Genomic DNA, 12,771 nt, shown 5'->3' with positions numbered 1-12,771 from the left:
AGTCCCGCAGGCGGGAGCGGCGCGACACACCGGGCGCGTCCTGAGTTAGGGAGGGGGTCGGGCTCAGAGCTCGAAGGAGAAGCCGAGGTCCTCGGGGTACTCGCCGAGCTCGGTGAGGCCGGTCGCCGCGCGCTGGAGGGCGGCGAGGGTCAGGCCGAGCGTGCCGGGGCCGAAGCTGACACGTGAGACGCCGAGTTCGGCCAGGCGCTTGAGCGGGACCGCGCCGGGGTAGCCGATGACGGAGATGCGTCCGTGCACCTGCTCGATCGCCTCGGCGACGAGCTCCTCCGTACCGAGTCCGAGGAAGAAGACGACGTCCGCACCGGCCTCGAGGTAGGCGTTGGCGCGCGCGACGGCCTCGTCCCACGCCTCGGGGTCGCCGGCGAGGGTGTCGACCCGGGCGTTGATGACGAGCGGGATGCCCGCGTCCTCGGCTCCGGCGCGAGCGGCGGCGACGCGGGCCGCGGCCTCCTCGATCGGGAACTGCGGGGCCTTCGCGGCGCCGACGGAGTCCTCGAGGTTGATGCCGACGGCACCCGACTCGACGATGAGGCGGCGGACGTTCTCACGAACCCCGGCCGCGTCTGAGGCGTAGCCCTTCTCGAAGTCGATCGTCACCGGCAGGTCCACGGCGCCCACGATGATCTTCGCGGCGGCGATCGCCTCGTCGACGTCGAGGCCGCCGCCGTCTTCGAGCCCGCGCACGTTCGACACCGAGTGGCTCGCCGAGGCGAGGGCGACGACGCCGGGGGCTTCGGAGACGACCTTCGCGGTGATGGCGTCCCAGACGTTGGTGACGATGAGCGGGGAACCCGGCTCGTGGAGGGAGTTGAGGAGGACGGCTTTGGCATGCTGATCAGTCATGTCCGCAGTCTGTCAGCGGACGTCGGCCGCCCAGCCGACAAGCGTCGAGAATTCAGGGAACGTTCGGGTTGGCTGCGGTTCCCGGCTCGTGTGGGCCGCTCCCGTGACGCAAGACGAGGGCGCTCCGTGCGCCATCCCCCGCCGCCGGTGGAACGGGCGGGCAGGATGCCGTGCGTATCATTGGTGGCCGAAGGAAGGCGTTCCCATGACGAAACCGCCGACGGTCTACGACGTCGCGCACCACGCCGGCGTCTCCATCGCGACGGTCTCGCGGGTGCTCAGCCGCCCCGACGACGTGAAGCCGGCCACGCGAGACCGCGTGCTCGCCTCGGTCGGTGAACTCGGGTACGTCCCGAGTGGAGCCGCACGAGGACTCGCCGCGCGCCGCACCGGCGTCATCGGCCTGTTCTTCCAGGGGCTCGACGCGATGGACGACCTCGGGGACATCGCCCTCGAGGGTGACGAGGCGGCGGCCGGGGGAGCGCGCATCGTCCGCGACATCCCGGAGCGGACCGACACGCGGACGCTCAACCTCTACTTCGACGAGGTGCTGCGCGGCTGCGAGCTGGAGTCCTGGCGGAGCGGGTTCGCGCTGCTCGTCGGTGTCGGCCGCGGATCCACGGCGACGCAGACCGTGCGCGACATGGCGGGGCGGGTGGACGGCCTCATGGTGCTGGCCGGGAGCACCAGCGAGGAGGAGCTGGCGCGCCTGTCGCGCCACGTCCCGATCGTCGTGATGGCTGGGCCCCGGCGCGGCGACGACCTCGACCACGTCTCCGTGAGCAATGCGGAGGGGATGCGCACGCTCACGGCGCACCTCATCGACGACCTCGGCGCTCGAGAGCTCGAGTACGTGGCGGGAAGCCTCGGCTCGCCCGATGACGCGGAGCGCTGGAGCGGGTTCCGCGCGGCCCTCGCAGACCGGTCGCTTGAGGCCCCGGAGGAGCCGACCCTCCGCGGCGACTTCACGCGGGAGGGTGGGCGACGGGTCGGTCGGGAGCTGTTCCGACGCGACGGGCTGCCGCGGGCCGTCGTGTGCGCCAACGACCAGATGGCGCTCGGCGTGATCGACGCCGCCAGGATCGCGGGGGTCGCGGTCCCGGAGGAGCTCATCGTCACCGGATTCGACGGCATCGACGCCGGCCGCTTGTCCGCTCCGCGGCTCACGACGGTCCGGCAGCCGATGGAGACGCTCGGCCGGGTCTCCGTGCAGGCGCTCGCCCGTCGCCTCGCCGAGCCGAAGCTGCCCGCGATGTCCGTCCGGCTCCCCGTCGAGGTCGTCCTCCGCGAGAGCTCCGAGTCGAGCGTCGCCGTGTCCCTGCCCTAACTCAGGACGTGTGCGGCGTGTCGCCCCGTGGGGCGCGAGTACGTTTGCGGACACGCCGAGGCCTTCCTGAGTTAGGGAAATCCAACACGGGTTGCGTCGGGCAATGTATGCGCTTACACTCAACCGGTACAGACTTCAGCAAGGACGGTGGCGATGACGCACACGACGCACGAGCGGACCAAGGTCCGCAGGCGCAGACGACTCGGAGCAGCGGCGATGATCGCCGCGGCGGCCCTGCTCGTCTCCGGCTGCAGCATCCAGATCAAGAGCGAGCCGGATCCCTCGATCCCCGCCGACACGATGCTGCTGGCCTCCGACAAGGGCACCCCGATGCTCGAGCGGAACTTCAACCCCTACCTCGTGAACAAGCGCTCGGCCTCGAGCTACATCTACGAGCCGCTCGTGATCATCAACGTGCTCGACGGCAAGGAGACGCCGTGGCTCGCCGAGAAGGTCGACCTCCCGGACGCCCGCACGATCGACTACACGATCCGCGACGGCGCCACCTGGTCCGACGGCGAGGCCTTCACCCCTGAGGACGTCAAGTTCACCTTCGACCTCATCAAGCAGTACCCGACGCTCGACCAGAAGGGCGCCTGGCAGCACATCGACACGATCGAGGTGCAGGGCCAGCACGTCATCATGCACCTGCTCGACGACGACGCCCCCGCGGCCGACATCGTCTCGCAGACGCTCATCGTCCCGGAGCACATCTGGAAGGACGTCAAGAGCCCCGACACCTGGCGGAACCCGAACCCGGTCGGCACCGGCCCCTACGTCCTCGGCAACTACACCTCGCAGCAGTACACGATGGACAAGAACGAGACGTACTGGCAGGCCGACAAGATCGAGGTCAACCACCTCGTGATCCCCGCGGCCACCGGCGAACTCGACATCGTCACGAAGGGCTTCGACTGGGCCTACTCGTTCCTGTCGAACGTCGAAGGCACCTGGGGTGCGGCCAACGACCACAACAAGTTCTGGTTCCCGCCGGGAGGCGTGATCGGGCTCGTGCCCAACATGGACGTCGCCCCGTTCGACAACGTCGACGTCCGTCGCGGCATCGCCCTGGCGCTCGACCGCGACAAGATCGCCGACGCAGCGACCGAGGGCTACCTCGGTGCAGCCGGCCAGTCGAGTCTCATGCTCCCCAACCAGGAGGACGAGCTCGACCCGACCCTGCCGAACCAGGGCATGATCACGCAGGACACCGCCGGCGCCCTCGAGGCCTTCGCGGCCGCCGGGTACACCCAGCAGGGCGGCAAGCTCGTCGACGCGGCGGGCAAGCAGTTCAGCTTCTCGATCACGACCGCCAACGGTTACGCGGACTGGCTCCGTGCGGTCCAGGAGGTCCGCAAGGAGCTCGGCGCCCTCGGCATCGACGTGCAGATCAAGCAGCCGCAGCCGCCGGGGTACCAGCAAGCGATCCAGAGCGGTGCCTTCGAGGTCGCCATGGGTGGCATGGGCAACGGCATCATGTTCCAGGGCTTCAACAACAGCTTCAACAGCGAGTTCGCGAAGCCGATCGGCGAGACGACGTCCAGCAACTTCGGTCGCTACCGCAACCCGCAGATGGACCAGCTGCTCGCCCAGTACAAGGAGACGACCGACGAGGCCACTCGCCTGGGGCTGAGCCACCAGATGCAGCAGATCGTCTACAGCGACTTCCCGGTCATCGGCATGTACTACGGCGGACTCTGGGGCCTCTACAACGACAAGAAGTTCACCGGCTGGCCCGATGCGGACAACCCCTACGCGCCGCTGCAGACCTACGACCAGACCCCGCTCCTCGTGTTCACGCACCTCAAGCTCCGGAAGGACGGTGAGTGACCGTGTACATGGTGCGCAAACTCGGCCTCTTCGTCCTCACCCTGTGGGCGGCGGTCACGCTGAACTTCCTCCTGCCGCGGCTCATGCCCGGCTCCCCGACCGACGCCGCGATCGCGAAGCTCGCGCAGAACGGCCCGGTCTCCGCGGCCACGCGGGCGGCGATCGAGGCTCAACTCGGTGTCCCCGGCGGCAACCTCTGGGAGCAGTACGTCACGTACCTCCACCAGGTCGTCACGCTCGACTTCGGGGTCTCGTACACCTTCTTCCCGCAGTCGGTCGGTGAGCTCATCTGGCAGGCGTTCCCGTACACGATCATCCTGCTCGGGATCGTGACGATCGTCGCCTTCATCCTCGGCACCCTCATCGGTGTGCTCGCGGCCTGGCGGCGGAACACCTGGCTCGACGCCCTGCCGACGCTGAGCGGCACGTTCGCCAGCACGTTCCCGTACTTCTGGACCGCGCTGCTCCTGCTGTTCTTCGCCGGCTACGTCCTCCACTGGTTCCCGACCTCGGGTGCCTTCGGTCCGACGGCTTCACCGGCCTTCACCTGGGACTTCATCGTCGACGTCGCGTACCACGCGGTGCTGCCGGCGCTGACGATCCTCGTGACGAGCCTCGGTGGCTGGATCATCGGCATGCGCAACGCGATGATCAACACCCTCGGTGACGACTACGTGACCTTCGCCGAGGCGAACGGTCTCCGTGGTCGCACGGTCGCCATCAAGTACGCGGCCCGCAACGCGATCCTCCCGAACCTCACCGGCTTCGGGCTCGCGCTCGGCGGTGTGGTCGGCGGCTCGATCCTCGTGGAGCAGGTCTTCGGGTACCCGGGCATCGGATTCCTCCTGTTCAACGCGGTGATCGGACAGGACTACCCCCTCATGCAGGCGCTCTTCCTGCTCATCACCGTGAGCGTGCTCATCGCCAACTTCCTCGTCGACATCCTGTACGGCGTACTCGACCCAAGGACCCGCCGATGACCACCACACAGCACGTCAAGACACTGCAGTCCGACCAGGCCGTGCGTCCGCCGAGGAGGTTCGCCTTCATCGGTCGATCGGCGGCGACGCTCTGGGCCAACTGGAAGTCCCGCCTCGGGCTCATCATCCTCGCGTTCTTCATCCTCGTCGCGATCTTCGCCCCGGTGCTCGCACCGTACGGCGCGAGCCAGGACGGGTTCCCTCGGAACGCCGACTCGAGCCCCGAGCACTGGTTCGGGACGACGGCGGCGGGCGAGGACGTCCTCAGCCAGCTGATCTACGGTTCGCAGATCAGCGTCACGGTCGGGTTCATCGCCGGCATCCTGTCGACGATCGTCGCGGTCCTGATCGGCCTCAGCTGGGGTTACATCAAGGGCTTCGGCGCCGAGGTCGTGAACTTCATCGTCAACCTGTTCCTCGTTGTGCCCGGCCTGCCGCTCATGATCGTCATCGCCGCGTACCTCCAGAACGGAGGGCTCGTGATGATCGTCGCGGTCATCGTGATCACCGGGTGGGCGTGGGGTGCCCGTGTGCTCCGCAGCCAGACGCAGTCGCTGCGTTCGCGTGACTTCGTGACCGCCGCTCGCTTCTCCGGCGACCGACCGTTCCGCATCGTGTTCAACGAGATCCTGCCGAACATGACGTCCCTCATCGCCGGTGGCTTCTTCGGCGCCGCGACGAGTGCGATCCTCGCGGAGGCCGGCCTCGAGTTCCTCGGCCTCGGCGACTCGTCGATCGTCAGCTGGGGCACCATCCTCTACTGGGCGCAGAACTCCAACGCCCTGCTCACCGGTCAATGGATCCTCCTCTTCGCCCCCGGTCTCTGCATCGCGCTCCTCGCGATGAGCCTCACCCTCATCAACTTCGGTGTCGACGCGATCAGCAACCCGCGCCTCCGTGAAGGGAAGTCACGATGAACGCCGTCAACCTCCAGGCCGAGAGCGCATCCGCGCCGGCAGCCGGGACCGGAGCGCTCCTCGAGGTCCGCGACCTGTCCGTCGTCTACGAGTCAGTCGGCGCCGCGCCGGTCCAGGCGGTCGACCACGTGTCGTTCTCCGTCGGTGCCGGTGAGTTCATCGGGCTCGTCGGCGAGTCCGGCTCCGGGAAGTCGACGCTCGGCTTCGCGGCCACCCGCTTGCAGAAGCCGCCGGCCCGCATCAACGGCGGGCAGATCCTCTTCGGTGGCAAGGACATCCGCGAGCTCGGCGACGAGGCGCTCCGCGAGCAGCGGCAGGGCGGGTTCGCCATGGTGCTGCAGTCGGGCATGAACGCACTCAACCCGGTCCGCACGATCCGCAACCACTTCGTCGACATCTTCAAGGCGCACGGCCACGTCTCCCGCGACCGCTGGGACGCCCGGATGGCCGAGCTGGTCGGCAAGGTCGGGCTGACGCCACAGGTGCTCGCGCGCTTCCCCGGCGAGCTCTCCGGTGGCATGCGCCAGCGCGTGTCCATCGCGCTGGCCCTGTCGCTCGAGCCTCGCCTCATGGTGTTCGACGAGCCGACCACCGCGCTCGACGTCCTGGTGCAGCACGCGATCATGGACACGATCACCGAGCTGCAGCAGGCCGAGGGGTTCACCGCCATCCTCATCAGCCACGACCTCGGTGTCGTGCTCGAGGCGACGCAGCGCGTGCTGGTCATGCACGAGGGCCGCATCGTCGAGGACGCCCCGAGTCGCGACATCCTCGAGCGTCCGCAGGATCCGTACACGCGGATGCTGCTCAGTCACTACGCCGACCCGCGCGCCGCGGTCGTCGAGCTGCCCGGCTTCCCCTCGCGGGCGAACCGGGGCACTGCTCCGGTGTCCGGCACGACGACGAGCGTCCCGACCGCGACGAGCGCGAGCTCCGAGGCGGGCCCTTCGACGGGCTCAGGGACCGTTGCTGCCAGAGCCGGTCGTTCGGCGGAGTCGGCGGTCATCGTCGACGCCGTCTCGAAGGTCTACCCGCCGCCGCGTCGCGGTGAGTCCGCGGTGACGGCCGTCGACGACGTGTCGTTCACGCTCGAACCCGGTCAGTCGCTCGCGCTCGTCGGGGCCTCGGGCTCCGGCAAGTCGACCATCGCGAAGCTCATCACGGGCATCGAGAAGCCGACCTCCGGCGCCGTCCGCTTCGGCGACCTCGACGTCGCCCAGCTCAACCGCAAGGGCATCCGCAATCTGCACAAGAACGTGCAGATGATCTTCCAGGACCCGTACGCGGCCCTCAACCCGCTGCACACGGTCGAGTACACGCTCACCCGTCCGGTGGTGAACTTCACCGGCCTGAAGGGCGACGCCGTCCGCAAGCGCGTGCTCGAACTCCTCGAGACGGTGGGTCTCTCGCCCGTCGAGCAGTTCGCGGCGAAGCTGCCCCACCAGCTCTCCGGTGGACAGCGGCAGCGCGTCGTGATCGCCCGGGCGCTCGCGAGCGACCCGCAGGTGCTCATCGCCGACGAGCCCGTGTCGATGCTCGACGTGTCGCTGCGTGCCGGTGTGCTCGCACTGCTCGAGGACCTGCGCGAGCAGTGGGGCGTCTCGATGCTCTACATCACGCACGACCTGTTGTCGGCACGACTCGTGACCGACAACATCATGGTCCTCAACCAGGGTCGCGTCGTCGAACGTGGCGAGACCGCGCACGTCCTGCAGCACCCGCAGGATCCGTACACGATCCAGCTGCTCGACGCCGTCCCCAACCCGGCCCGCGCCAAGCGCTGACGCGGACCCCCTCGCGTCCGTTCGCCCATCCTTGGGCGAGCGCACGCTCGTTCGCCCAAACAGGGGCGAACGAATCGCACGACGAACAGGAGCAACAACCCGTGCTGACCTTCCCCGACGGCTTCCTCTGGGGCGCCGCCACCGCTGCCCACCAGATCGAGGGCAACAACATCAACAGCAACTGGTGGGTGCACGAGCACGAAGCCGGGACGAACATCGTCGAGCCCTCGGGCGACGCGATGGACAGCTACCACCGCTACCGCGAGGACATGCAGTTGCTCGCCGACGCCGGGCTCAACACCTACCGGTTCAGCATCGAGTGGGCCCGGATCGAACCGGAGCGCGGCATCGTCTCGCGTGCCGAGGTCGACCACTACCGTCGCATGGTCGACACCGCGCACGAGCTGGGACTCAACCCGGTCGTCACGCTCATGCACTTCACGGTGCCGCGCTGGTTCGAGCGCGACGGGTTCTGGCGGGCGAAGGACGCCGCCGACCTCTTCGCGCGGTACACCGAGCTGACCCTGCCGATCGTCGGCGAGGGCGTCGAACACGTCTGCACCATCAACGAGCCGAACATCGCCGCGATGCTCGCCGGTGGTGAGGACGCGGCCAACCTCGTCGCGTACGGCCTGCCGAACCCTGACCTGTTCGTAGCGGACGCCCTCCTCGAGTCCCACAAGCGTTCGCGGGAGGTGCTCTCGCAGGTGTCCGGCCTGAAGTCCGGCTGGACCATCGCGACGCAGGCGTTCCGGTCGAACGGTGAGCCGGGCTCCGACGAGATGCTGCGCGAGTACGGCTACCCGCGTGACGACTGGTACCTTGAGCAGTCCGCCGGCGACGACTTCCTCGGCGTCCAGGCGTACACGCGCACGTTCATCGGGCCGAAGGGTCCGCTGCCCGTCGAGGACGGTGTCGAGACGACGCTCACCGGTTGGGAGTTCTACCCGCCGGCCGCCGCCGAGGGTATGCGGAGCGCCTGGGAGCTGTCGGGCGGGGTGCCGATCATGATCACCGAGAACGGCATCGCGACCTCGGACGACACCCGCCGGATCGACTACACGGACGGCGCTCTGCGCGAGCTGCACGCCTGCATCCAGGACGGGATTCAGCTCGAGGGCTACCTCCACTGGAGTGCGCTCGACAACTACGAGTGGGCGAGTGGCTTCCGGCCGACCTTCGGCCTCATCGCCGTCGACCGCGAGACCTTCGTACGCACGCCGAAGCCGAGCCTCGCGTGGCTCGGGAACGTCGCGAAGGCGAACGGCCTCACGGAGTAGCGGAAGCCCCCAGTGTCGTCCCTCATTCAGGAGACGTCCGGTGTGTCGGGCTGGTGTGGGTGGCGACACGCGTCGGAGTCCTGAGATAGGGGCGCCGGGGTCGGGTGTGGTCCGTTCGTCCCTCACTCAGGAGATGTCCGGTGTGTCGGGCTGGTGTGGGTGGCGACACGCGTCGGAGTCCTGAGATAGGGGCGCCGGGGTCGGGTGTGGTCCGTTCGTCCCCAACTCAGGAGATGTCCGGTGTGTCGGGCTCGTGTGGGTGGCGACACGCGTCGGAGTCCTGAGATAGGGGCGGTGGGTCGAACGGAGAGAGCCCCGGGCAGCGATTGCTGCCCGGGGCTCTGTGCATGGTGGTCGGCTGGGGTCCGCATGGGCGGAAGACGCCGGCGGCCGGTCAGCGCTCGCTGCGTGGGCCGCGACCGAAGCGACCACGCGGGCCGTGCTCGTGCGCTGTGTGCTCGTCCTGGCCGAAGGCTCGGGCAATGCTCTCGAGGCTGGCGAGCGTCGTCGCGAGGTCCTCGGGCGAGACGGCGTCGGCGACGGTCTGGCGGACGGCGTCGACCTTGGTGCGGAGCGCGTCGTGCGCCTCGCGACCGGTGTCGGTCAGGGTGATGCCGTCGGCGTCGACGATGACCCAGCCGCGTGCGGCGAAGTCGATGACGATGTCCGCGGTCGAGCGACGAGGGCCGCGGTGGTGGCCGTGGCCAGGGCCGAACGGTGCGCCGCCGGATCGGTGATCACGACCGAAGCCGCGACCGAACTCGCGGCCGCGCCCGAAGGCCCGGTCGTGAGCGGGGTGGCCGTGCTCGTGGTCGCTCGGACGCTCTTCGGGTGCGGTGTCCGCCGTCGTCTCGGCGGTGCGCTCGGGGCGACCGAAGCCGCGACCGGGGCCGAACCCGCCGCGGCGGCCGAACCGTTCGGGGCCGCGCGGTCCGCGGCGGTGTGGCGGGAGCGCGGCGTCGATCTCGTCGACGCTCGCGGCGCCGGAGGCGATGAGCTCGAGCGTGCGCCAGCTGCGGCGACCGAGGCCGTCCTCGGCGAGCGCCTCGTGCATCGAGTGCTTGATCGCGTGGTCGACGGTGCGGAGCCAGAAGTCGAGCGGGCGCTCGGCGGACTGGGTGGTGGACTGCTCCGGGGAAGTCATTGGGGTGTTCATGGGTGGTCTCCTTATTTGCATGCTCTGTTACATGTAAATGTATAATGACATGTATGTCCGATGATCGTCAAGAGCAGCCCAGCGAACCCACAGCAACCGACCCGGTGGAGATGGTCGAGCAGGCCCTCGTCCAGATCCGGCGGGACCAGTCAGGCCGTCGCTTCGGCGGACGCGGTGGGCGCGGTGGGCCCGGTCATCACCACCACGATGAGCACGGGGGCGGTCATCGGCATGACGCCGACGGCGGCGCTGATGACGAACGTGGGCGCGGGCGCGGTCCGGGCTTCGGACCCGGCTTCGGCGGGCCCTGGGGTCCCGGCGGTGGCGCCCGTCACCCGCGCGAGCAGGCGATCGCCCAGGCGGCTCGGTTCCGGATGCTGGACGCGCTCGCTCGTGACGAGGCGGCCGATGGTATGGGGATCAGTGCGCTCGCGGAGTCGATCGGCGTCGACCAGCCGCGGGCGAGCAGACTCGTCGCCGAGGCGACGAAGCGCGGCGAGGTCGCTCGCGCCGTCGACCCGAACGACGGTCGACGCAGCGTGGTGCAGCTGAGCGCCGCCGGCCGCGCGGTCCTGCAGGAGGCGCACCGGGGTCGACGCGACGCGGTCACGACCGCGCTCTCGGGGTTCACTCCTGAGGAGGCGGCGCAGTTCGCGGCGTACCTCGAGCGCTTCGTCGCCGCGTGGCCTCGCCCCGACACCGACCGGTAGCTCGCCCGCGGACCGTGTGTCTCCTGCGTCGACGGCCCGACAGCCCTGACGTCAGCGCCACCCGCCATCGTCGTCGCACCCCAACTCAGGACGCGTGCGGCGCGGTGCGCCTCCCGGGCCGCTACTGCAGCCGACACGCCGGGGAGCTCCTGAGTTAGGGAGCCTGACAGCGGGCGAGACGGCGCGAGCCCGCGTCGGCGTCGGGCTACTCGGGGCGGAGGCGGAGCTCCTGCATCCCGCCGTCGACGGCGATCGAGGTGCCGGTCGTCGAGCCTGATCGCGGGCTCGCCAGGTAGGCGACGGCGCCGGCGACCTCGGTCGCGGCGACGAGTCGGCCATGCGGCTGACGTGCCTCGAGCGCGGCGCGTTCTGCGGCCGGGTCGGCGGCGCTGTCGAGCAGCCGGCCGACCCACGGGGTGTCGGCCGTACCCGGGTTCACGCAGTTGACCCGGATGCCCTCGCGCAGGTGGTCGGCGGCCATCGCGCGCGTCAAGGACAGCACGGCCCCCTTCGTCGCCGTGTAGAGCGCGCGCTGGGGGAGTCCCGCCGTCGCGGCGATCGACGCGGTGTTCACGATCGCGGCCGACGGCGACTCGCGCAGGTGTGGGAGGGCCGCGCGCGTCACGCGAGCCATGCCGACGACGTTGATATCGAAGACGCGGTGCCACTCGTCGTCGTCGTTCGACTCGACGGTCCCCTGTGCGCCGATACCGGCGTTGTTCACGACGATGTCGAGGCGGCCGAACCGTGCGACGACGGCTTCGATCGCAGCACGGACCGACGCGTCGTCGGCGACGTTCGCCCGCACCGACAGGCGGGTGGCGGAGTCCTCGTCGGGCGATGGGTTCAGATCGAGGATTGCGACGCTCGCGCCATCGGCGGCGAGGCGTTCGACGATGGCGGCGCCGATCCCCGAAGCGCCGCCGGTGACGATCGCGACGAGCCCGTCGAACTCGCCGGTGTCTGCGGTGCTCATGCGCGGGCTCCGAGTGCCTCGGCCGGCTTGGCAGCTGGCGCGATTCCAGGGACCGGGTCGACGAACCGCTGTCGCTGGCGGCCGAGGCCCTCGATCTCGACTTCGCAGACGTCGCCCGGTGCCAGGTAGGGGAAGCGGCCGGAGAGTGCGACGCCCTCGGGTGTGCCGGTCAGGACGAGGTCGCCTGGTTCGAGCTGCAGGTACTGGCTCAGGTGCCAGATGACGGTGGCGACGTCGAAGATGAGGTCGGCCGTGCTCGAGTCCTGGCGCGGTTCGCCGTTGACCCAGCTGCGAAGTCGCAGGGCGCCGGCGTCGACCTCGTCCGGCGTCACGAGCCAGGGGCCGGTCGGATTGAAGCCCGGAGCGCACTTGCCCTTCGACCACTGCCCGCCACTCGCCGCCATCTGGAAGTCGCGCTCCGACACGTCGTTCGCGGTGACGAAGCCGGCGATGCGGCCGAGGGCGTCATCAGGGCTGTCGAGGTAGGAGGTGCGCTCGCCGATGACGACGCCGAGTTCGACCTCCCAGTCGGTCTTGGTGCTGCCTCGCGGGATGCGGACGTCGTCGTTCGGGCCGACGACCGTGTTGGGCGTCTTCAGGAACATGATCGGGATCTCGGGGGGAGCGGATCCCGACTCCGCTGCATGCGCCGCGTAGTTCATCCCGATGCAGACGACCGCGCTCGGCCTGGCGATCGGAGCGCCGATCCGGAGGTCGTCGGCGCCGTCGAGGACTGGGAGGGCACCCGACTCGAGGGCGGCGCGAACGCGGGCGATGCCGCCGCCGGCGAGGAATGCTCCGTCGATGTCGGGGGTGATCGATCGGAGGTCGTAGGCGGTGTCGCCCGCGAACACGACGGGGGTCTCCCTGTCCACGGGGCCGAGTCTGGCGAAGCGCATGCTGGTCCTTCCGGTTCCGCCGGTGCCCGCGTTCGGACCCGGCTTCGT

11 protein-coding genes are annotated in these 12,771 nt (G+C 69.5%); 7 read left to right on the top strand and 4 right to left on the bottom strand.

Annotation, left to right across the window (positions count from 1 at the left end; all coding sequences use genetic code 11):
• Nucleotides 1-63: 63 nt before the first annotated feature.
• The gene (locus B9Y95_RS11355; protein ID WP_085511972.1) at nt 64-864 is read right to left on the bottom strand and encodes an isocitrate lyase/PEP mutase family protein; all 801 of its coding nucleotides are present in this window, start codon (nt 862-864) and stop codon (nt 64-66) included.
• A gap of 205 nt (nt 865-1,069) precedes the next feature.
• Here B9Y95_RS11355 and B9Y95_RS11350 point away from each other — a divergent pair, with 205 nt between their 5' ends.
• The 6 genes from B9Y95_RS11350 (at nt 1,070) to B9Y95_RS11325 (ending at nt 8,982) form a co-directional block, all read left to right on the top strand.
• Nucleotides 1,070-2,191, top strand: a complete 1,122-nt coding sequence (locus tag B9Y95_RS11350) for a LacI family DNA-binding transcriptional regulator (protein ID WP_085511971.1) — start codon at nt 1,070-1,072, stop codon at nt 2,189-2,191.
• 153 nt (nt 2,192-2,344) lie between these two features.
• Nucleotides 2,345-4,021 (top strand): ABC transporter substrate-binding protein, encoded by a 1,677-nt coding sequence (locus tag B9Y95_RS11345; RefSeq protein ID WP_085511970.1) that lies wholly within the window; start codon nt 2,345-2,347, stop codon nt 4,019-4,021.
• An 8-nt stretch (nt 4,022-4,029) separates the two neighbouring features.
• On the top strand, nt 4,030-5,001 hold the full coding sequence (locus tag B9Y95_RS11340; RefSeq protein ID WP_085512196.1) for an ABC transporter permease: 972 nt from the start codon (nt 4,030-4,032) through the stop codon (nt 4,999-5,001).
• Nucleotides 4,998-5,918, top strand: a complete 921-nt coding sequence (locus B9Y95_RS11335; RefSeq protein WP_085511969.1) for an ABC transporter permease — start codon at nt 4,998-5,000, stop codon at nt 5,916-5,918. Before B9Y95_RS11340 ends, B9Y95_RS11335 begins: the two co-directional genes overlap by 4 nt.
• Entirely contained in the window at nt 5,915-7,702 is a 1,788-nt protein-coding gene (locus B9Y95_RS11330; RefSeq protein WP_085511968.1) for an ABC transporter ATP-binding protein, read from the top strand. Before B9Y95_RS11335 ends, B9Y95_RS11330 begins: the two co-directional genes overlap by 4 nt.
• A gap of 101 nt (nt 7,703-7,803) precedes the next feature.
• Nucleotides 7,804-8,982, top strand: a complete 1,179-nt coding sequence (locus B9Y95_RS11325; RefSeq protein WP_085511967.1) for a glycoside hydrolase family 1 protein — start codon at nt 7,804-7,806, stop codon at nt 8,980-8,982.
• Nucleotides 8,983-9,376: 394 nt separating this feature from the next.
• On the opposite strand, the gene B9Y95_RS11320 is transcribed toward B9Y95_RS11325, so the two are convergent.
• Nucleotides 9,377-10,138 (bottom strand): hypothetical protein, encoded by a 762-nt coding sequence (locus B9Y95_RS11320; RefSeq protein WP_143736454.1) that lies wholly within the window; start codon nt 10,136-10,138, stop codon nt 9,377-9,379.
• Between the two features lie 53 nt (nt 10,139-10,191).
• On the opposite strand from B9Y95_RS11320, the gene B9Y95_RS11315 reads away from it, so the two are divergent.
• On the top strand, nt 10,192-10,848 hold the full coding sequence (locus tag B9Y95_RS11315; protein WP_234994085.1) for a MarR family winged helix-turn-helix transcriptional regulator: 657 nt from the start codon (nt 10,192-10,194) through the stop codon (nt 10,846-10,848).
• A gap of 205 nt (nt 10,849-11,053) precedes the next feature.
• On the opposite strand, the gene B9Y95_RS11310 is transcribed toward B9Y95_RS11315, so the two are convergent.
• Both B9Y95_RS11310 and B9Y95_RS11305 read right to left on the bottom strand, forming a co-directional pair.
• Nucleotides 11,054-11,824, bottom strand: a complete 771-nt coding sequence (locus B9Y95_RS11310) for an SDR family NAD(P)-dependent oxidoreductase (protein ID WP_085511964.1) — start codon at nt 11,822-11,824, stop codon at nt 11,054-11,056.
• On the bottom strand, nt 11,821-12,723 hold the full coding sequence (locus tag B9Y95_RS11305; RefSeq protein WP_085511963.1) for a fumarylacetoacetate hydrolase family protein: 903 nt from the start codon (nt 12,721-12,723) through the stop codon (nt 11,821-11,823). Before B9Y95_RS11305 ends, B9Y95_RS11310 begins: the two co-directional genes overlap by 4 nt.
• Between the last annotated feature and the right edge of the window lie 48 nt (nt 12,724-12,771).

Source organism: Plantibacter flavus (assembly GCF_900177615.1).
GTDB lineage: Bacteria > Actinomycetota > Actinomycetes > Actinomycetales > Microbacteriaceae > Plantibacter > Plantibacter flavus.
The sequence above is the reverse complement of the archived record's forward strand: the minus strand, read 5'-3'. Positions and strand labels throughout refer to the sequence as shown.